This window comes from Pseudomonas sp. A39 (genome assembly GCF_058145955.1).
Map to the genome: position 1 here is coordinate 180,618 of NZ_JBYVMD010000003.1, position 18,729 is coordinate 199,346.

The window sequence follows — 18,729 nt, forward strand, 5'->3', positions numbered from 1 at the left end:
AGGCCAGGTGAGTCTGTTCCCTGGCCGCGCGTTGCTTTAGGGTGACGCTACTGACCTTCAACTTTCGAATTCAGGACACCCCCATGACCACCTTGAACCAAGCCCACTGCGAAGCCTGCCGCGCCGATGCCCCGCAAGTCAGCGATGAAGAGTTGCCGGTGCTGCTCAAGCAGATCCCCGACTGGAACATCGAAGTGCGCGACGGCGTGATGCAGTTGGAAAAGGTTTTCCTGTTCAAGAACTTCAAATTCGCCCTGGCTTTCACCAACGCCATGGGTGAAATCTCCGAAGCCGAAGGCCATCACCCCGGCCTGCTCACCGAGTGGGGCAAGGTCACCGTGACTTGGTGGAGCCACTCCATCAAAGGCCTGCACCGCAACGACTTCATCATGGCCGCGCGCACCGACGAAGTGGCCAAGGACGCCGAGGGCCGCAAGTAATGCATTTCGATGCCATTGGCCGCGTGCCCGGCGACCCGATCCTCGGGCTGATGGACCTGTACGCCCAGGACGCCAACCCGAACAAGTTCGACCTGGGCGTCGGCGTCTATAAGGACGACCAGGGCCTGACGCCGATCCCGCACTCGGTGAAACTGGCCGAGCAGCGCCTGGTGGACACCCAGGCCACCAAGACCTACATCGGCGGCCACGGTAACGCTGCGTTCGGCAAGCTGATCAGCGAGCTGGTACTCGGCGCGGACGCTACGCTGATCCGCGAGCGCCGTGCCGGCGCCACCCAGACCCCAGGCGGCACCGGCGCCCTGCGCCTGAGCGCCGACTTTATCGCTCAAAACCTGCCGGGCCGTGGCGTCTGGCTGAGCAACCCGACCTGGCCGATCCACGAATCCATCTTTGCCAAGGCCGGGATCCCGGTCAGCCATTATCCGTACGTGGGCGCCGACAATCGCCTGGATGTGGCGGCGATGCTCGCCACCCTGTCCAGCGTGCCCCAGGGCGATGTCGTGCTGCTGCACGCCTGCTGCCACAACCCGACCGGTTTCGACCTGTCCCAGGACGACTGGCGCCAGGTGCTGCAGATCGTGCGCGAGCGCCAGTTGCTGCCGCTGATCGACTTCGCCTACCAGGGCTTTGGCGACGGCCTGGAGCAGGACGCCTGGGCGGTGCGGCTGTTTGCAGCCGAGCTGCCGGAAGTGCTGGTCACCAGTTCCTGTTCGAAGAACTTCGGCCTGTACAGCGACCGTGTCGGCGCGCTGATCGTGTGCGCGGCGGATGCGGAGAAGCTGACGGATGTGCGCAGCCAGTTGGCGAACACGGCGCGTAACCTGTGGTCGACGCCACCGGACCATGGTGCAGCGGTGGTGGCGACCATCCTCGGCGATGCCGAGCTGAAAAAACGCTGGAGCGACGAAGTAGAAGCCATGCGTTCGCGCATCGCACACCTGCGCTCCGGACTGGTGGAGGCGCTGGCGCCCCATGGCCTGTCGGAGCGGTATGCGCACATCGGCGCGCAGCGCGGCATGTTTTCCTATACCGGCCTGAGTGCCGAGCAGGTTAAACAACTGCGGGAGAAACACAGCGTGTACATGGTGAGTTCTGGCCGGGCGAATGTGGCAGGGATTGATGCCACGCGGTTGACGCTGCTGGCCAAAGCCATCGCCGACGTGTCCAACTGAAGAAACAGCATTAAAACTGTGGGAGGGGGCTTGCCCCCGATGGCGGTATATCAGTCAAGCTTACAGCGACTGACACTCTGCAATCGGGGGCAAGCCCCCTCCCACATTTGTGACCTGAGTAGCCCTTTAGCCTGTGACCATCTCGGCCTTAAGCTGCGCCTCCTTCGCCTGCGCATCCGCCAACCGATACAACTCGATACTCCCATCCCAGTGCTCGATCAACGCCGTGCACGACTCCACCCAATCCCCGCAGTTGAGGTAATCCACCTCGCCCACCTTGCGAATCTCCGCGTGGTGGATATGCCCGCAGACCACGCCGTGCAACTCGCGCTTGGTGACTTCGTGGGCGATGGCTTCTTCGAAATCGCTGATGAAGTTCACCGCCGTCTTGACCTTGTGCTTGAGGTACGCCGACAGCGACCAATAGCCATAGCCGTAGCGCGCACGCCAATGGTTCAGCCAGCGGTTCAGTGTGAGGGTGAACTCATAGGCCGAGTCGCCGAGAAATGCCAGCCAGCGGTGATAGCGAGTGATCACGTCGAACTGGTCGCCGTGGATCACCAGCAGGTGCCGGCCATCGGCAGTCACGTGCACGGCCTCGTCCACCAGTTGGATATTGCCCAGGATCAGCTTGGAGTAGCGGCGCAGGAATTCGTCGTGGTTGCCGGTAACGTAGATCACCTCGGTGCCGCGCTTGGCCATGGTCAACAGGCGGCGGATCACGTTGGTGTGGGCCTGGGGCCAATACATGCCGCCACGCAGTTTCCAACCGTCGATGATGTCTCCTACCAGGTAGACCTTATCGGCGTGGTAGCCCTTGAGGAACTGCGACAAATGTTCGGCCTGGCAATCCCGTGTGCCCAAGTGCACGTCGGAAATCCACAGGGTACGCACCCGTTGCTTGCGGCTGGGCTTGGTCAACTCGGCACTGGTCATGGGCATCCCTCGACGGTGTTTTCGCGAGCTTGCGCCAGTGCGATTAATAGCCCATGACAACTGTGCGTCAGTCTGATGACAGCGCCCACCGACCGCGAAGCGTTGTAGACTGCCGACTTGCCGCCCAGGAGACCGCGATGAGCCCCACTCTCACGCTACGCCACTACCTCGAAGCGCCCATCGCCCACAGCCATGACCATGCGCAGTTGGTGTTCGGCCTGTCCGGGCACCTGGACCTGGAAGTCGACGGGCGCGGCAGCCAAGTGCGCGAAAGCAGCGTGATGGTGCTGCCCTTCTCCGCCCACCACGCCTGCGGCAGTCGCGACGGCAGCCGCTGCCTGGTGCTGGACGTGCCCACAGAGCACTGGGTGCTGCAATCCTTGGGCACGCATGCCGATGCCAGTCGCCGCCTGCTCGACCAACCGGCACGGCTGGCCCTGGATTCGCGGCAACACCAGTTGGTGCAATGGCTGGCGCAGAGCCCGGTGGATGACCCGTTGATCGCCCAGCAAGGCGCAGTGCTGTTGCTGGCCAGCCTCAACCATCCGTCTGCCCAACCGCTGCCGGGCCGGCGCCTGCCGTATGCGGCGTTCAACGCGCACATCGAGCGCCACGTAGCGCACCCGCTGCAGGTGGCTGACCTGGCACGCATCGCCGACCTCTCGGTAGCGCGCTTGCACGCACGCTTCATGGCGGAATGCGGGCAAACGCCCATGGACTATATCCGCAGTCGCCGCCTGCACATGGCCTTGGACCTGCTGCGCCAAACGCCTTTGCCGGTTGGTGAAATCGCCGATCGCGTCGGCTATACCTCGCAAAGTGCCTTTGCGGCCGCGATGCTGCGCGAGTTTGGCGCCTCGCCGGGCGCATTGCGACGCAACGCCTAGGAAGAGCCTTGCGATAACAATCGCGAGCCGCACGACAGACGCCTGCACGGCCGAGCCACTAAACTGCGCTTCTGTCACCCGCTTGATTCAAGGACTGCAATGACTCCCCGCTCAGCCCTCGGCGCCCTACATATCGGTGCATTGATGTTTGGCCTTACCGGCGTATTCGGCAAACTGGCGGCCGCTTCACCGGCCATCATCGTCTTCGGGCGCGCCGTGTTTGCCGTAGTGGCCCTGGCGGTATTCGCACGGTTCGCCAGCAACACGGCCTGGAAAACACTCGAGCGGCGCGACTGGCGTCGACTGCTGGTAAGCGGCGTGTTGCTGGCGGCGCATTGGGTGACCTTCTTTATTGCGGTAAAGGTCGCCGGCGTTGCGGTGGCGACCCTGGGTTTCACTGCGTTTCCGGCCTTTACCGTGATTCTTGAAGGGCTGATTTTCCGCGAGCGTATCCGCGCCAATGAAATAGTGCTGGTGGTACTGGTCAGCGTCGGCCTGGTGCTGGTCACCCCGGACTTCAACCTCGCCAGCGAAGCCACCGGCGGCTTGCTCTGGGGGATCGCCTCGGGGCTGCTGTTTTCCCTGCTGTCGCTGAACAATCGCGCCAGTTCGGGCCGCATTCCGGCGGTGCAGGCCGCGTTGTGCCAGAACGTGGTGGTCGCGGTGTGCCTGTTGCCGGTGGCGGCACCGGGGCTGACCGAGGTGCGGGCGATTGACTGGCTGTGGATCGGCCTGCTCGGCGTGTTCTGCACCGGCCTGGCCCACAGCCTGTTTGTCGCCAGCCTCGCGGTGATCAAGGCGCGCACGGCCTCGGTGGTGTTTGCCATGGAGCCGGTCTACGGCATCACCGCGGCTTGGCTGCTGTTTGCCGAAACCCCGACGCTGCGGATGCTGCTGGGTGGCGTGCTGATCATCGTCGCTATCGTGCTTTCCGGACTGATGGGCAGTGCCAGCCAGGCCAAACAGCCTGCGGCGACGGCGTGATCTACACTTTAAACATCCGCAACAGTTTGTCGTCGTTCAACGGATAACCGACACCTCGACGACAGCCTGGGTATTTTCTGAAGTTGCTGCACGCGAGTGGTCACAACCTCAACGCGATGCGGGAGCTTTACCATGGAAATGCTCATCAGTTTGTTGGTGCAGATAATCAGCGGGACCATCGGCGGCAACATCGCCGGGATGACCAGGCAGAGTCTTGGGACAGGGCTTAACACCGTGATCGGGGGTGTCGGCGGGGCGCTGCTGGGCCAGATCGTCGCGGTACTGACGGGCGCCTCCGGTGGCGAAGCGCTGGATGTGGCGACCGTTGGCAGCAACATTGTCGGCGGTGGCGTCGGCGGGCTGGTGCTGACCTGGGTGATTGGCTTCATCAAGCAAAAAATGGCCGCCAAATAATCCCCCCTGCACGGTCACCGCCTGCCGACGGCGGTGACTTTTACTGCGTACGGTCGTTGTGCCCCAGGTCACGCTGCGGGTCGATCTGGTCGCGCACGCGCTGCTTGAGCACCTTGGCTTCAGGGAAACCACCGTCGGCCTTACGCTCCCAGATCTGCACGCCATCGCACGTGATGCGAAATGCGCCACCGGTTGCCGGCGCCAGCGACACCTGGCCCAAGTCATCGGCGAACGTGCTCAACAATTCCTGCGCCAGCCACGCCGCGCGCAGCAACCACTGGCACTGGGTGCAATAGGTGATAACGATCTCGGGTTTGATCGAGGACATAATTTGAGAGGCTCCTGGCGTAACGGGCTCGGCGGATCGAGTGGCTATAATAGCGGCCTTTATCGCCCAGCCTCGAGATTCATGATGCGCCGCCTGCTGTCCTGCCTGTTCCTGTGCCTACTCCCTCTTGTTGCCGACGCCCTTGAACCGCCACGCCCAAAAATCGGCCTGGTGCTGTCCGGTGGCGCCGCCCGTGGGCTGGCGCATATCGGCGTGCTCAAGGCGCTGGAAGAGCAAGGCATCCAGATCGATGCGATTGCCGGCACCAGCATGGGTGCGGTGATCGGTGGGCTGTACGCCTCCGGCTACAAAATCGACGAGCTGGAAAAGCTCGCGCTGAGCATCGACTGGCAACAGGCCCTGTCCGACGCACCGCCCCGCGAGGACGTACCGTTCCGGCGCAAGCAGGATGACCGGGATTTCCTGGTCAAACAGAAACTCAGCTTTCGTGACGACGGTAGCCTGGGCCTGCCACTGGGCGTGATCCAGGGCCAGAACCTGGCGCTGCTGCTGGAAAGCATGTTCGCCCACAGCAGCAACACGCGAAATTTCGACAAGCTGCCGATTCCCTTCCGCGCGGTAGCGACCGATATCACCACCGGCGAGAAGGTGGTGTTCCGCAAGGGCCACCTGCCCCAGGTGATCCGTGCCAGCATGTCGATCCCGGCGGTATTCGCCCCGGTGGAGCTGGACGGTCGGCTGCTGGTGGACGGCGGCATGACCGATAACATCCCGCTGGACGTGGCGCGGGAGATGGGCGTGGATATCGCCATCGTCGTCGACATCGGCACCCCACTGCGCTCGCGCAAGCAACTGGCGACGGTGGTGGACGTGCTCAACCAGTCCATCACGCTGATGACAAGGCGCAACTCCGAAGAACAACTCAAGGACTTGCACCCCAAGGATGTGCTGATCCAGCCACCGCTCGCCGCCTATGGCGTGACCGACTTCGGCCGCGCCAAGGACATGATCGACGCCGGCTACCGCGCGACTCGCGCCCTCGACGTGCGCCTGGCCCACCTGCGTCCTGCCGAACCGATCGACCCGCAACTGGTGGCCGCGCGTACCCCCGGCGAGCGCACCCCGGTGATCACCGCGATCACCGTGGAAAACGATTCGAAAGTCAGCGACGACGTGATCCGCTACTACATTCGCCAACCCCTGGGCGAGCCGTTGAACCTGGGCCGCCTGCAGTCGGACATGGGCACCTTGTACGGCCTGGATTACTTCGAGCAGGTGCAATACCGCGTGGTCAAGAAAGGCCAGGACAACACCCTGGTGATCAGCGCGCGCGGCAAACGCAGCGGCACCGATTACCTGCGCCTCGGCCTGAACCTCTCGGATGACATGCGCGGCGACAGCGCCTTCAACCTCGGCGCCAGCTACCGCATGAACGGTATCAACCGCCTCGGCGCCGAGTGGCTGACGCGGGTGCAGATCGGTGATCGGCAAGAGCTGTACAGCGAGTTCTACCAGCCGATGGACACCGGCTCGCGTTACTTTGTCGCGCCTTATCTCAGCGCCCAGGCACAGAACGTCGAGCTGATCCTGGACAACGATCCCATCTCCGAATACCGCCTGGAACGCTATGGCTTCGGCTTGAACGTCGGCAGGCAGATTGGCAACAGCGGCGAGATCCGCTTCGGCGTCGGCGAGGCCTGGGGCAAGGCGGATGTGCGCATCGGCGACCGGGACCTGCCCAGTGTGAGCTTCAGCGAAGGCTTCTATGAACTGAAGTACTCCTTCGACTCCCTGGACAATGTGTACTTCCCCCATACCGGCGAAGACATCGGCCTGGCCTACCGCGAATTCGAACCGGGGCTGGGCTCGGACCAGCGCTACCGCCAATGGGAATTCAAGTTGGACAAGGCCATGAGCCACGGCCCGGACACCCTGGTGCTGGGGGGACGCTACGGGCGCACGCTGGATGATTCGGACGTGGTGATTTCCAGCTTCCTGCTGGGCGGTGCGAGGCAGCTGTCGGGCTTCCGCCAGGACGCCATCTCAGGCCAGAACATCAGCCTGATGCGAGCGGTGTATTACCGTCGACTGACGCCACGTTCGTACCTGCCGCTGGATTTCCCGCTGTACCTCGGTGCGTCATTGGAACGCGGCCGGGCGTGGAACAACGACAATGAATTCGACAGCGGCTACATCAACGCGGCGAGTATCTTCCTGGGGTTTGATACACCGTTGGGGCCGCTGAATTTCAGTTATGGGTTCAACGATGATAATCAGAAGGCGGTGTATCTGAACCTGGGGCAGACGTTCTGACACACGAGGGGATTGTAGTGAGCGGGCTTGCCCCGCGCTGGGCTGCGAAGCGGCCCCGAAACCAGGCGACTGATTTCTGACTGAAGAAGCGCGGTGACTGCAGTGGGGCTGCTTCGCAGCCCAGCGCGGGGCAAGCCCGCTCACCACAACAGCCCGCTCACCACAGCAAGCCCATTCACCACAAAAGCCCATTCACCTCAGCAAGCACATCCACCACAAAAGCCTGCTCACCACAGCAGGCCCGCCCAGTTTGCCTCAGGACTTTTCCAGATTCGCCAGAATGTGCCCATGCACCCGCATACACACTCGCAAATCGGCTTCATCCACCCCCACAAACAACTCATGACGCAAAGCGGTAGCAATCGTCTCGATCTGCTCGATCAACGGCCGGGCGGTATCACACAGCAGAATGCGCTTGGCACGACGGTCTTCCACCACCGCCTGGCGTTGCACCAGGCCTTGGCCTTCCAGGCTGTCCAACAGGCGAGCCAGTGTCGGCCCTTCGACGCCGACGCTTTGCGCCAATTCGCGCTGGGTGGGTGCATCCTCGAAACGGGCCAAGTGCAACAGCACCAGCCAGCGCGCCTGGGACAAGCCCAGCCCCGCCAAGCGGCGGTCGAGCTCGGCGCGCCAACCACGGGACATTTGCGCCAGCTGCATGCCAAATCGGTGTTGATCGGTTAACGGCATAAAAAACTCATGTTTTAGACTGAAAATAAAGTGTGGCTAATTATTAGTCAGCTAAGCATGCGCTCTGCCCGTAGGCAAGAGTTGCTATGTACTGATTCGTTACATTGTCGTAATTGGCGCACTAAATCTCGAATTCAGACTGCAAAGCGGCCCTTACGCAGTACAAGACACCCTCAGGAACACGTCCGGTAAACAGCGGTGCGATCTCCGCAACTGGTGGCAATTCGCCCTCTCCGTCCAGGAACGCGTCCTGGATCTCGCCGAGCAAATCTTCCGGCAAATCAAGCGCCTGCTCCAACGACAGCTGCTGCTTGCCGATGGATTCAGCCAACAAGGTGTAGACGTTTTTTTCCGAGCATTGCAGCTGACCGGCGATCTGGATCGGGGTCATGCCGGCGCGGGCCAGGCTGATCAATTCATGGCGAATATCGGCGATTTCCTTCGGCGCTTCGGCCTGGCCGCCCAGCACTTCGAGGAAGGCCTGGCCGTAGCGCTCGAGCTTGCGCGCACCCACGCCGCTGACCCGCGCCATTTCGGCCATGCTGGTGGGCTGCTCGCGCAGCATCTCCAGCAAGGTGGAGTCGGGGAAGATGACGTACGGCGGCACGCTGTGTTCCTGCGCCAGTTTGCGCCGCAGGGTGCGCAAGGCTTCCCACTGTTCACGCTCTTCGCCACGCACCAGTTGGCTGGCCTGGCTGGTGCTGCTCTTGGCGGTGGTCTGCGGCTTGAGGTCGCGGCGCAGCTCAAGGCTGACTTCGCCCTTGAGCAATGGCCGGCAACTGTCATTCAGGCGCAAACCGCCATACCCTTCGATGTCGATATCCACCAAGCCACGCGCGACCATCTGCCGGAACAGCGAACGCCATTCGCCCTCAGCGCGGGCCTTGCCCACGCCATAGACCGACAGTTTTTCGTGGCCGAAGCTGCGGACCTTCTCGTTATCCTTGCCCAGCAATACATCCACCAGATGACCCACGCCATAACGCTGGCCGGTGCGGTAAATAGCGGACAAACCCTGGCGCGCCGGTTCGGTGGCGTCCCAGGTCTGCACGCCGTCGACGCAGTTGTCGCAATGGCCGCAGGGCTGGGGCATGTCTTCGTCGAAATACGCGAGCAAGGTCTGGCGACGGCAACGGGTCTCTTCACACAGCGAGAGCATCGCGTCGAGCTTGTGCTGCTCCAGGCGCTTGTGACGCTCGTCACCCTCGGAGTTTTGCAACATCTGCTTGAGCATCACCACGTCTTGGAGGCCGTAGACCATCCAGGCATCCGCCGGCAGGCCATCACGGCCGGCACGCCCGGTTTCCTGGTAGTACGCCTCAAGGGATTTGGGCAGGTCCATATGCGCCACGAAGCGCACGTTGGATTTGTCGATGCCCATGCCGAACGCGATGGTGGCCACCATGATCAGGCCTTCCTCGTTGAGGAAGCGCTTCTGGTGGGCGGAGCGCGTTTCGTTAGGCAGGCCCGCGTGGTAAGGCAGCGCCGGGTAACCTTGTTCGCAGAGGAACGCGGCGACTTCATCGACCTTCTTGCGCGACAGGCAATAGACGATGCCGGCATCGCTGCGCCGCTCGGACAGGAAGGCCAGCAACTGCTTGCGCGGCTGCTCCTTGGGCACGATGCGGTAGAAAATATTCGGCCGGTCGAAGCTCGACAGGAAGCGCTCGGCATTCTGCAGGTGCAGGCGCTCGACGATTTCTTCGCGGGTACGCTTGTCGGCGGTGGCGGTCAGGGCAATGCGCGGCACATCGGGAAACAGTTCCGCCAACTGGCCGAGCTGCAGGTATTCGCGACGGAAATCGTGGCCCCATTGCGACACGCAGTGGGCCTCGTCGATCGCGAAGAGGGCGATTTCCAGGCTTTGCAAAAAGGCCAGCATGCGTGGCTGCACCAGGCGCTCGGGAGCGAGGTAGAGCATCTTCACCTCACCGCGCTTGATGCGTGCAGCCAAGTCGCGCTGCTGTTCGGCGCTGAGGGTGGAGTTCAAGGACGCGGCGGCGACACCCAGCTCTTCCAGGGTCGCCACCTGATCGTCCATCAACGCGATCAGCGGCGACACCACCACGGCCAAGCCATTGCGCAACAGCGCCGGCACCTGGAAGCACAATGACTTGCCACCACCGGTAGGCATCAAGACCAGGGCGTCACCGCCACTGGCCACACGCTCAATGATCGCACCCTGGCGGCCACGAAAACTGTCGTAGCCGAAGATGTCCTTGAGGACGCGTTGAGCCTGCTCGAGCATGTATAACTCCAAAATAGTGCCGAAATCCCTCTGTACAGGCTGGCCGAGAAAACACGTTCTAACGGGAAATAATCCGTAAGCGAAGTTTTCTCGGACTGGCGCTTGGCCTGCAAGGGCATCACAAAACGCGGCAGTATACCCGAGCGATACCCGGCAAAGGGCGCCACTGACGAACAGCGAGCGCTATCTAAAACCTGGCAAATATGCAGTGTGGCTGGCCTGGGCGCTCAAGAAGGCCTAGAATTCAGCATCGTTTATTCCCAAGGTAGTCCTTCAATGTCCTTCGCTGAGCAACTAACCCGCCTGCAAGCCTTCCTCGACGCCGATGAGCTGCATGACGAGGCGCTGGACTACGTGGCCGCCCACGGCTACCTGACCGCCCTGTCGATCTGCTCCGAGGTCGTGCCCGACCGCGAATGGATCGACGCACTGTTCGCCGAAGAGCCGCACTACGCCGACGCCGCCCAGCGCGAAGAAATCGAATCCACCCTGCTGGCCCTCAAGGCCCACATCGGTCGCCAACTGGCCTCCGACGAGGAATTCGAATTGCCATGCGAGCTGGACCTGGGCGAAGAGCCAGATGATTCCGACCTGCGCGGCTGGTGCATCGGCTTCATGGAAGGCGTGTTCCTGCGCGAAGCCGCCTGGTTCGAAACCGCCGAGGAAGAAGTCAGCGAAATGCTGCTGCCGATCATGGTCGGTTCGGGCCTGTTCGACGACCAGCCGGAGTTCTCCGACATCGCCGCCGACGCCAACCTGATGGATGACATGATCGTACAGATCCCGGAAGCCCTGACCGCGCTGTACCTGCTGTGCAACGCCCCTGACGAAAAACCGGCGATCCTCAAGCCACGTCACCACTGAGTCGCTTGCCCGTGACACCCATGGGCAATCGTTCTCTGCTCCTGCGCTACGTGCTGCTGGCCATCGGCTGGTTGAGCGTAGCGCTGGGGGTGATCGGCATTTTCCTACCGGTATTGCCGACAACGCCCTTTCTGTTGCTCGCCGCCGCCTGCTTCGCTCGAAGCTCCCCGCGCTTCTACCACTGGCTGGTGCAACACCCGCGCCTGGGCCCGTGGATCCGTGATTACCTGGACGGCAACGGTATCCCCCTCAAAGGCAAGGTCTACGCCATTGGCTTGATGTGGCTGAGCATCGGTGTTTCCTGCTACCTGGTGCCCCTACCCTGGGCGCGTGGCTTCATGCTGACCAGCGCCGTGCTGGTGACACTCTACATCCTGCGCCAGAAAACCCTGCCACCTCGCTGAACGCCCCTGCGACATTCGATCCCACACGACCTTGGTCGACACTGACTAACCCCAGCCATCATGCGAGACTGTCCAACCGGGCCTGGAATGCCTGGGTGTTCCTATGCTCGGAGTTACCATGACGCTGTCCAGCGGGCTGATCGCCGCCGTTGCCCTGGCCTATATGGCCATTATGTTTGCCATCGCCTTCTACGGTGATCGTCGCCGTGCGCCCTTGCCGCCACGTGTACGTGCCTGGGTGTATAGCCTGTCGCTCGCCGTTTACTGCACCAGCTGGACCTTCTTCGGCGCCGTAGGCCAGGCTGCCGAACAACTGTGGGCATTTTTACCGATCTACCTCGGACCGGTTCTATTGCTGGTGTTGGCACCTTGGGTGCTGCAGAAGATGATTCTGATCAGCAAGCAGGAAAACATCACCTCCATCGCCGACTTTATTGCGGCGCGCTACGGCAAATCCCAATCCCTGGCCGTGGTGGTCGCACTGATCTGCCTGGTCGGCGTACTGCCCTATATTGCGCTGCAACTCAAAGGCATCGTGCTGGGGGTCAACCTGCTGATCGGCGCGGGTGCCGACACCACCGGCACCCGCGCGCAGGACACCGCACTGATCGTGTCGCTGGTATTGGCGCTGTTCACTATCGTCTTCGGTACCCGCAACCTCGACGCCACGGAACACCACCGTGGCATGGTGCTGGCGATTGCGTTTGAATCCCTGGTCAAGCTGTTCGCGTTTCTGGCAGTCGGCGCGTTTGTGACCTACGGCCTGTACGACGGTTTCGGCGACCTGTTCAGCCAAGCCATGCTGGCGCCACGGCTGGAGGAATACTGGAAGGAGACCGTCAACTGGCCTTCGATGGTGGTGCAGACCGGCGTGGCCATGATGGCGATCATCTGCTTGCCTCGGCAATTTCATGTCACGGTGGTCGAGAACATCGACCCGCAGGACCTGCGCCTGGCCAAGTGGGTGTTTCCCGCGTATCTGATTCTTGCCGCGCTGTTTGTAGTACCGATCGCCTTGGGCGGCAAGATGATGCTGCCCGGCTCGGTGCTTCCGGACTCCTACGTCATCAGCCTGCCGATGGCCGAAGCCCACCCCGCCCTCGCGGTACTGGCATTTATTGGCGGCGCTTCAGCGGCCACCGGCATGGTGATCGTGGCGAGCATCGCACTGTCGACCATGGTGTCCAACGACATGCTGCTGCCGTGGTTGCTGCGTCGCTCCAGCGCCGAGCGGCCGTTCGAAGTGTTCCGCCACTGGATGCTCTCGGTCCGCCGGGTGAGCATCGTGATCATCCTGTTGCTGGCCTACGTCAGTTACCGCCTGCTGGGTTCGTCCGCCAGCCTGGCGACCATCGGCCAGATCGCCTTTGCCGCCGTGACCCAATTGGCGCCGGCGATGCTCGGCGCGCTGTACTGGAAACAGGCGAACCGACGCGGTGTATTCGCGGGCCTGGCAGCGGGCACCTTCCTGTGGTTCTACACCTTGGTCCTACCGGTGACGGCGAAAAGCCTGGGTTGGTCCCTCAGCCTTTTCCCAGGGCTGACGTGGATGCATTCGCACCCGCTGGGCCTCTCCGTCACTTCGCTGACCCTGGGCACCGTGTTCTCACTGGCGGGTAACTTCACGCTGTTTGTGTGGGTGTCGATGCTCTCGCGCACGCGGGTGTCCGAGCACTGGCAAGCCGGGCGCTTTATCGGCCAGGAAATCAGCCAGCGCGCCAGTGCCCGCTCGATGCTGTCGGTGCAGATCAGCGATCTGCTGAGCCTGGCTGCGCGCTTTGTGGGTGAAGAACGGGCCCAGCAAAGCTTTATCCGTTTCGCCTATCGCCAGGGCAAAGGCTTCAACCCCAACCAGAATGCCGACAACGATTGGATCGCCCACACGGAACGCTTGCTGGCCGGTGTACTCGGTGCATCCTCGACCCGCGCAGTGGTAAAAGCAGCCATCGAAGGGCGGGAAATGCAGTTGGAGGACGTCGTACGCATCGCCGACGAAGCGTCGGAAGTGCTGCAGTTCAACCGCGCGTTGCTGCAAGGCGCCATCGAAAACATCACCCAAGGCATCAGCGTGGTCGACCAGTCCCTCAAGTTGGTGGCCTGGAACCGGCGCTACCTGGAGCTGTTCAATTACCCCGACGGACTGATCAGCGTGGGCCGGCCAATTGCCGACATCATCCGCTACAACGCCGAACGCGGGCTGTGCGGGCCGGGCGAGGCCGAAGTGCACGTGGCGCGACGCCTGCACTGGATGCGCCAGGGCCGCGCGCACACGTCCGAGCGTTTATTCCCCAATGGCCGCGTGATCGAACTGATCGGCAACCCAATGCCCGGCGGCGGTTTCGTCATGAGCTTCACTGACATTACCGCGTTCCGCGAAGCCGAACAGGCACTCACCGAAGCCAACGAAGGCCTGGAGCAACGGGTGACCGAGCGCACCCACGAGCTGTCCCAGCTCAACGTGGCGCTCACTGACGCCAAGGGCGTTGCCGAATCTGCCAGCCAGTCGAAGACGCGCTTCCTGGCGGCCGTCAGCCATGACCTGATGCAGCCGTTGAATGCTGCGCGCCTGTTCTCCGCCGCCCTCTCCCACCAGAACGACGGCCTGTCCAGCGAAGCCCGGCAATTGGTGCAACACCTGGACAGTTCGCTGCGCTCTGCCGAAGACCTGATCAGCGACCTACTGGATATTTCTCGCCTGGAAAACGGCAAGATCAACCCACAGCGCCAGCCCTTTGTGCTCAATGAGCTGTTCGACACCCTCGGCGCGGAATTCAAGGCGCTCGCCCAGGAGCAAGGTCTGCGCTTCCGCCTGCGCGGCAGCCGTTTGCGCGTCGACAGCGACATAAAGTTGTTACGACGGATTCTGCAGAATTTTCTCACCAACGCCTTCCGTTATGCCGACGGCCCGGTGCTGCTGGGCGTACGCCGACGTAAAGGCGAGCTGTGCTTAGAAGTGTGGGACCGTGGCCCGGGTATCCCGCAGGATAAACAGAAGGTGATCTTCGAAGAATTCAAGCGCCTGGACAGCCACCAGACCCGCGCGGAGAAAGGCCTGGGACTTGGCTTGGCGATCGCCGACGGCCTGTGCCGCGTGCTGGACCACCGCTTGAGCGTGCGCTCATGGCCAGGCAAGGGCAGCGTGTTCAGTGTGCGCGTGCCGCTGGCACGCAACCAGGCCACCCCGCTGGTCAAGACGCCGCAGGAAACCGGGCTGCCGTTGAGCGGTGCGCAGGTGCTGTGCGTGGATAACGAAGAGAGCATCCTGATTGGCATGCGCAGCCTGTTGACGCGCTGGGGTTGCGAAGTGTGGACCGCCACCGACCAGGCGCAATGCGCGGCGCTGCTGGCCGAGGGCGTGCGCCCGCAGCTGGCACTGGTGGATTACCACCTGGATCATGGCGAGACCGGTACTGAGTTGATGGGCTGGCTGCGCGCGCAATTGGCAGAGCCGATTCCCGGCGTGGTCATCAGTGCCGACGGCCGCCCGGAAATGGTGGCCGAGGTGCATGCGGCGGGGCTGGATTACCTGGCCAAGCCGGTGAAGCCGGCGGCGTTGCGAGCGTTGCTGAGTCGGCATCTGCCCCTTTAGGTCAGTGCCACATTTTGGTTTGTACCTATTCGGGCAGATGGGCCACGCCGTCGGAATCGGTCATCGCCCGCTCCAGCAGATCGGCCGGCAAGCTTTTACTCGCTCGCGCGCCGAGCAACCTCAATTGCTCGGTCCGGCTGACCAGATTCCCGCGTCCATCTGTCAGCTTGTTACGCGCGGCGCTGTAAGCCTTATCCAACTGTTGTAGACGATTACCCACTTCGTCCAGGTCCTGGATAAACAGCACGAATTTGTCGTAAAGCCAGCCCGCACGCTCGGCGATTTCCCGGGCGTTCTGGCTCTGGCGTTCCTGCTTCCACAGGCTATCGATCACCCGCAGGGTAGCCAGCAACGTGGTGGGGCTGACGATGACGATATGGCGATCGAAGGCTTCCTGGAATAAGTTCGGTTCGGCCTGCAACGCGGCCGAAAAAGCCGCCTCAATCGGTACGAACAGCAACACGAAATCCAGGCTGTGCAGGCCTTCCAGGCGTTTGTAATCCTTGCCAGCCAAGCCTTTGACGTGATTGCGCAGCGACAGCACGTGCTGCTTCAACGCTGCTTGGCCGATCACATCATCCTCCGCTGCCACGTACTGTTGATAAGCGGTGAGGCTGACCTTGGAATCCACCACCACCTGCTTGTCGCCGGGCAACATGATCAGCACGTCCGGCTGGAAACGCTCGCCGTCCGGGCCCTTGAGGCTGACCTGAGTCTGATACTCGCGGCCCTTCTCCAGGCCCGCATGCTCCAACACCCGCTCAAGGATCAGCTCGCCCCAGTTGCCTTGGGTTTTCTGGCCCTTGAGGGCGCGGGTCAGGTTGGTGGCCTCGTCTGACAGACGCAGGTTCAGTTGCTGTAGGCGTTCAAGCTCCTTAGCCAGGGAAAAACGCTCGCGTGCTTCGTTCTGGTAGCTTTCTTCTACGCGTTTTTCGAAGGACTGGATGCGTTCCTTCAACGGATCAAGCAACTGGCCCAGGCGTTCCTGGCTGGTTTCGGCGAAGCGCTGTTCACGCTCGTCGAAGATCTTGCCCGCCAGCTCGGCGAACTGTGCGCGCAACTCATCCCGCGAGCCTTGCAGGTCGTTAAGGCGTTGTTGATGGCTGTCCTGCTGCTCACGCAGTTCGGCGCGCAGGGCGGACGACAATGCATCCAGGCGACGTAGCTCGGCCTCCTTGGCGCTGCGGTCCAAGTTCCACGCATGCGCGGCGTCGCGGGCATTGTCGCGGTCGATCTGCAGCAGTTCGACCTCGCGGCGCACAGCCGCCAAGTCAGCCTGTTTGGCAGCATTGGCCTGGCTCAGGTCGCTGATTTCATCGCGACTGGCATCCAACTGCGCGGCGAGGCCTTCCTGGGCCAGTTGCGCAGTGGCCAGACGCTCTTCGAGCAGTTCCCAGCCGGTCATGCGCGCGGTCAGCCGTCGCTGAAGCTGCCAGCACAGGGCCAATAACGGCACAGCAGCGCCAGCAAGGCCAAGGGCAATACTGGTCCAGTCAAACGCCATAGACATGTCTGCCATCACCGAAAAAAAGCAAGGTTAGCGGAGCACAGGGCCTGAGGACAGCTCAGTCTTCGACCTGGCCCAGTTCACGTTGGGCGCGGCGGTCACCGGCACGGGCCGCGAGGCGCAGCAGGTCGTGGCCGATGCGGCGGTCACGGGCATTCCCGCACTCACGGCACATCAGTTGGCCCAGGCGACTTTGGGCAGCGACCACGCCTTCACGGGCCGGCTGCTTGAGCAAGCGCCCGGCGAAGTGTTTGACGTTGACGTTGTGACCCAGGCGCGGGCTGTCGAGCAACCACAAAGCCACTTTCAAGGAAAAGCGCTTGGGGGCGGTAACAGTGTGAGGGGCGTCGGTAACAGAAGGTGATACTGAGCGAAACTTCATAAAGCACTGTGGGACAGAACGGAAGGCGCGCCACTCTACTCTTTTTTTCGTACAGGTAAAGCTGAAAAAACTCTGCACGCCCGTTCTAGAGCAAGCGCTCGGGACAATCCACAGAAGCTGTGGATAACTCAGTGGACAACCCCCCTTTAACCCGCGCAAACCCCCATGGAATGGGGGCCGCAGTCAAACTGACGATTTTTTCACCAATAAAAAAAAGCCAGATTTTTCATTGACTTAAATTTCCATTGCAGGCAAATGGCGGCGCTGCAGTGCAGTTGACAGCGCGGTTACACCCCGCGCAACCAATGTGCACAAGTACCCATCCGATGGTTATATCGCCGGCTTTTTTTGAAGCAACTTGCTGCAAAAATGTTACCGCCGGGGCAAACCAGGGACTTTTCAAATCTTTCCCGGCTCGCCACACTCCCCGACCTACAGCGCAACGTTGGAAGGGTCGATGAAAGGAATTCTGTTATTCGCTGTGTTGCTACTGGCCATCTGCGCCATTTCCTTGGGGATCAATGCGGCGCTGCCATCCCCGGACGGCGCACTGTTTGCCATCGCTATCTTGCTGTCGGCGGCGTTTACCGCCGTAAGCCTGTGCATTGAACTGGGCGAAGGCCGGATCAACGACATGGCCGATGTGATGAAAGTGGTGGAGACCGGCCAGTCCCTGCGCTTGACCCTCGCCGCTTACGGGCTGGGCTGCTCGTTGGCAGCGGCAACCACGGTGCTGGTCTATCGGGGCCTGCTGGGCGGCTGATTGAAGTTTTTTGGTCAGAGCCCTTCCATTACCAGATTCATTCCGTTACTATCCGCGGCGTTAGTACCAAGCTGAAAGTCAATTCTGGTCGAACAACTCCCCTGAACAACACGGGATCGACCACCTCGATGGTTTCCAGGTATCACTTGCGACGACACGGCCTTTGAACAAACAAAGGGTGTCGCGAAGTTTCAATACTCTGACCGAACCAGCCTGCAAATTGATCAGGATCTCCACCCTGGGCCCAGAACCTTTGCCCCTGTTGTGTTGCCTGCCCTCCTAAGTACCTACCTGCCAGCCCAAGCGCGCCTAACTTATTAGCGCTTCAAACTGGCTGCTTTGTTCCAGTCGGGTTCTTCGTTCGATCAATGGTGATCAACGTCACTGGAACGTTTTAACGTTGCACGGTTCTTAACCGTGTCATTTGTAGGAACACCAATAATATGTCCACTATCCATACTCAGGATGCCATTCGCACCCTCACCAATGCTTTTGCCCCAATGAACTGCCTGATCATGGCCGCTCGTAAAGGCTGCTTCAGCTTCACCCTGGTCAATGAACACGGCATCGCTCGTCACAGCGAACGCCTGTACCCCGATCAATACTCCAGCGCAGAACCGCTGCAGGCTGTGATCGAACGTACTCGTCAGGCACTGGTTGCCTGATCGACCTGAGTCGCTGAAACATAAAAAAACCCTGTTTAAAAAACAGGGTTTTTTATTGCCTGGCTTTTATGCACAGGTGATGACATTAAGTTCAAATAGATATAAACGTTATAACTAAATGAATAAGATGTTTTAAAAACAGTCCTTTACATCACAAATAT

At 61.4% G+C, this 18,729-nt stretch carries 17 protein-coding genes; 11 read left to right on the top strand and 6 right to left on the bottom strand.

Features of this window, described 5'->3' with window-relative positions; all coding sequences use genetic code 11:
* Positions 1-83 precede the first annotated feature (83 nt).
* Together AC3ZU9_RS03690 and AC3ZU9_RS03695 are read left to right on the top strand one after the other, a co-directional pair.
* A complete protein-coding gene (locus tag AC3ZU9_RS03690) occupies positions 84-440 on the top strand; it encodes a 4a-hydroxytetrahydrobiopterin dehydratase (RefSeq protein WP_010208721.1) in 357 nt (118 codons plus the stop codon).
* Positions 440-1,633 carry an amino acid aminotransferase gene (locus AC3ZU9_RS03695; RefSeq protein WP_490090323.1) on the top strand — a complete coding sequence of 398 codons (1,194 nt, stop codon included), beginning with the start codon at positions 440-442 and terminating at the stop codon, positions 1,631-1,633. The genes AC3ZU9_RS03690 and AC3ZU9_RS03695 overlap by 1 nt, the downstream gene beginning before the upstream one ends.
* Positions 1,634-1,759: 126 nt before the next feature.
* Here AC3ZU9_RS03695 and AC3ZU9_RS03700 read toward each other — a convergent pair whose 3' ends face one another.
* The gene (locus AC3ZU9_RS03700) at positions 1,760-2,569 is read right to left on the bottom strand and encodes a UDP-2,3-diacylglucosamine diphosphatase (RefSeq protein WP_015885213.1); all 810 of its coding nucleotides are present in this window, start codon (positions 2,567-2,569) and stop codon (positions 1,760-1,762) included.
* Between the two features lie 137 nt (positions 2,570-2,706).
* Here AC3ZU9_RS03700 and AC3ZU9_RS03705 point away from each other — a divergent pair, with 137 nt between their 5' ends.
* The 3 genes from AC3ZU9_RS03705 to AC3ZU9_RS03715 all read left to right on the top strand — a co-directional run bounded on the left by AC3ZU9_RS03705 (position 2,707) and on the right by AC3ZU9_RS03715 (position 4,854).
* A complete protein-coding gene (locus tag AC3ZU9_RS03705) occupies positions 2,707-3,456 on the top strand; it encodes an AraC family transcriptional regulator (RefSeq protein ID WP_046036026.1) in 750 nt (249 codons plus the stop codon).
* Positions 3,457-3,555: 99 nt separating this feature from the next.
* Positions 3,556-4,440 (top strand): DMT family transporter, encoded by an 885-nt coding sequence (locus tag AC3ZU9_RS03710; RefSeq protein WP_015885215.1) that lies wholly within the window; start codon positions 3,556-3,558, stop codon positions 4,438-4,440.
* Positions 4,441-4,572: 132 nt separating this feature from the next.
* Complete coding sequence (locus AC3ZU9_RS03715) at positions 4,573-4,854, top strand: hypothetical protein (protein WP_015885216.1); 282 nt, start codon at positions 4,573-4,575, stop codon at positions 4,852-4,854.
* A 40-nt stretch (positions 4,855-4,894) separates the two neighbouring features.
* On the opposite strand, the gene AC3ZU9_RS03720 is transcribed toward AC3ZU9_RS03715, so the two are convergent.
* The gene (locus tag AC3ZU9_RS03720; RefSeq protein ID WP_015885217.1) at positions 4,895-5,182 is read right to left on the bottom strand and encodes an Rdx family protein; all 288 of its coding nucleotides are present in this window, start codon (positions 5,180-5,182) and stop codon (positions 4,895-4,897) included.
* A gap of 84 nt (positions 5,183-5,266) precedes the next feature.
* On the opposite strand from AC3ZU9_RS03720, the gene AC3ZU9_RS03725 reads away from it, so the two are divergent.
* Positions 5,267-7,456, top strand: coding sequence for a patatin-like phospholipase family protein (locus AC3ZU9_RS03725; RefSeq protein ID WP_046036025.1), 2,190 nt, complete (start codon positions 5,267-5,269; stop codon positions 7,454-7,456).
* A 255-nt stretch (positions 7,457-7,711) separates the two neighbouring features.
* Here AC3ZU9_RS03725 and AC3ZU9_RS03730 read toward each other — a convergent pair whose 3' ends face one another.
* Both AC3ZU9_RS03730 and recQ read right to left on the bottom strand, forming a co-directional pair.
* A complete protein-coding gene (locus AC3ZU9_RS03730) occupies positions 7,712-8,146 on the bottom strand; it encodes a MarR family transcriptional regulator (RefSeq protein WP_015885219.1) in 435 nt (144 codons plus the stop codon).
* A 121-nt stretch (positions 8,147-8,267) separates the two neighbouring features.
* Positions 8,268-10,394: a DNA helicase RecQ gene (gene recQ / locus AC3ZU9_RS03735; RefSeq protein ID WP_015885220.1), complete on the bottom strand. Its 2,127-nt coding sequence runs from the start codon at positions 10,392-10,394 to the stop codon at positions 8,268-8,270.
* 276 nt (positions 10,395-10,670) lie between these two features.
* Here recQ and AC3ZU9_RS03740 point away from each other — a divergent pair, with 276 nt between their 5' ends.
* The 3 genes from AC3ZU9_RS03740 (at position 10,671) to AC3ZU9_RS03750 (ending at position 15,251) form a co-directional block, all read left to right on the top strand.
* Positions 10,671-11,258 carry a UPF0149 family protein gene (locus tag AC3ZU9_RS03740; protein WP_015885221.1) on the top strand — a complete coding sequence of 196 codons (588 nt, stop codon included), beginning with the start codon at positions 10,671-10,673 and terminating at the stop codon, positions 11,256-11,258.
* Positions 11,259-11,278: 20 nt separating this feature from the next.
* Positions 11,279-11,662 carry a YbaN family protein gene (locus tag AC3ZU9_RS03745; RefSeq protein ID WP_043205714.1) on the top strand — a complete coding sequence of 128 codons (384 nt, stop codon included), beginning with the start codon at positions 11,279-11,281 and terminating at the stop codon, positions 11,660-11,662.
* A gap of 118 nt (positions 11,663-11,780) precedes the next feature.
* A complete protein-coding gene (locus AC3ZU9_RS03750; RefSeq protein WP_064052715.1) occupies positions 11,781-15,251 on the top strand; it encodes a hybrid sensor histidine kinase/response regulator in 3,471 nt (1,156 codons plus the stop codon).
* Positions 15,252-15,276: 25 nt separating this feature from the next.
* On the opposite strand, the gene AC3ZU9_RS03755 is transcribed toward AC3ZU9_RS03750, so the two are convergent.
* Both AC3ZU9_RS03755 and AC3ZU9_RS03760 read right to left on the bottom strand, forming a co-directional pair.
* Positions 15,277-16,641, bottom strand: coding sequence for a DNA recombination protein RmuC (locus AC3ZU9_RS03755; RefSeq protein WP_175538080.1), 1,365 nt, complete (start codon positions 16,639-16,641; stop codon positions 15,277-15,279).
* A 175-nt stretch (positions 16,642-16,816) separates the two neighbouring features.
* A complete protein-coding gene (locus AC3ZU9_RS03760) occupies positions 16,817-17,140 on the bottom strand; it encodes an SEL1-like repeat protein (RefSeq protein ID WP_015885225.1) in 324 nt (107 codons plus the stop codon).
* 457 nt (positions 17,141-17,597) lie between these two features.
* Between AC3ZU9_RS03760 and AC3ZU9_RS03765 the strand changes: the two genes are divergently transcribed.
* Both AC3ZU9_RS03765 and AC3ZU9_RS03770 read left to right on the top strand, forming a co-directional pair.
* Complete coding sequence (locus AC3ZU9_RS03765) at positions 17,598-17,903, top strand: hypothetical protein (protein ID WP_015885226.1); 306 nt, start codon at positions 17,598-17,600, stop codon at positions 17,901-17,903.
* A gap of 443 nt (positions 17,904-18,346) precedes the next feature.
* Complete coding sequence (locus AC3ZU9_RS03770; RefSeq protein WP_024076751.1) at positions 18,347-18,568, top strand: hypothetical protein; 222 nt, start codon at positions 18,347-18,349, stop codon at positions 18,566-18,568.
* The last annotated feature ends 161 nt before the right edge of the window (positions 18,569-18,729 follow it).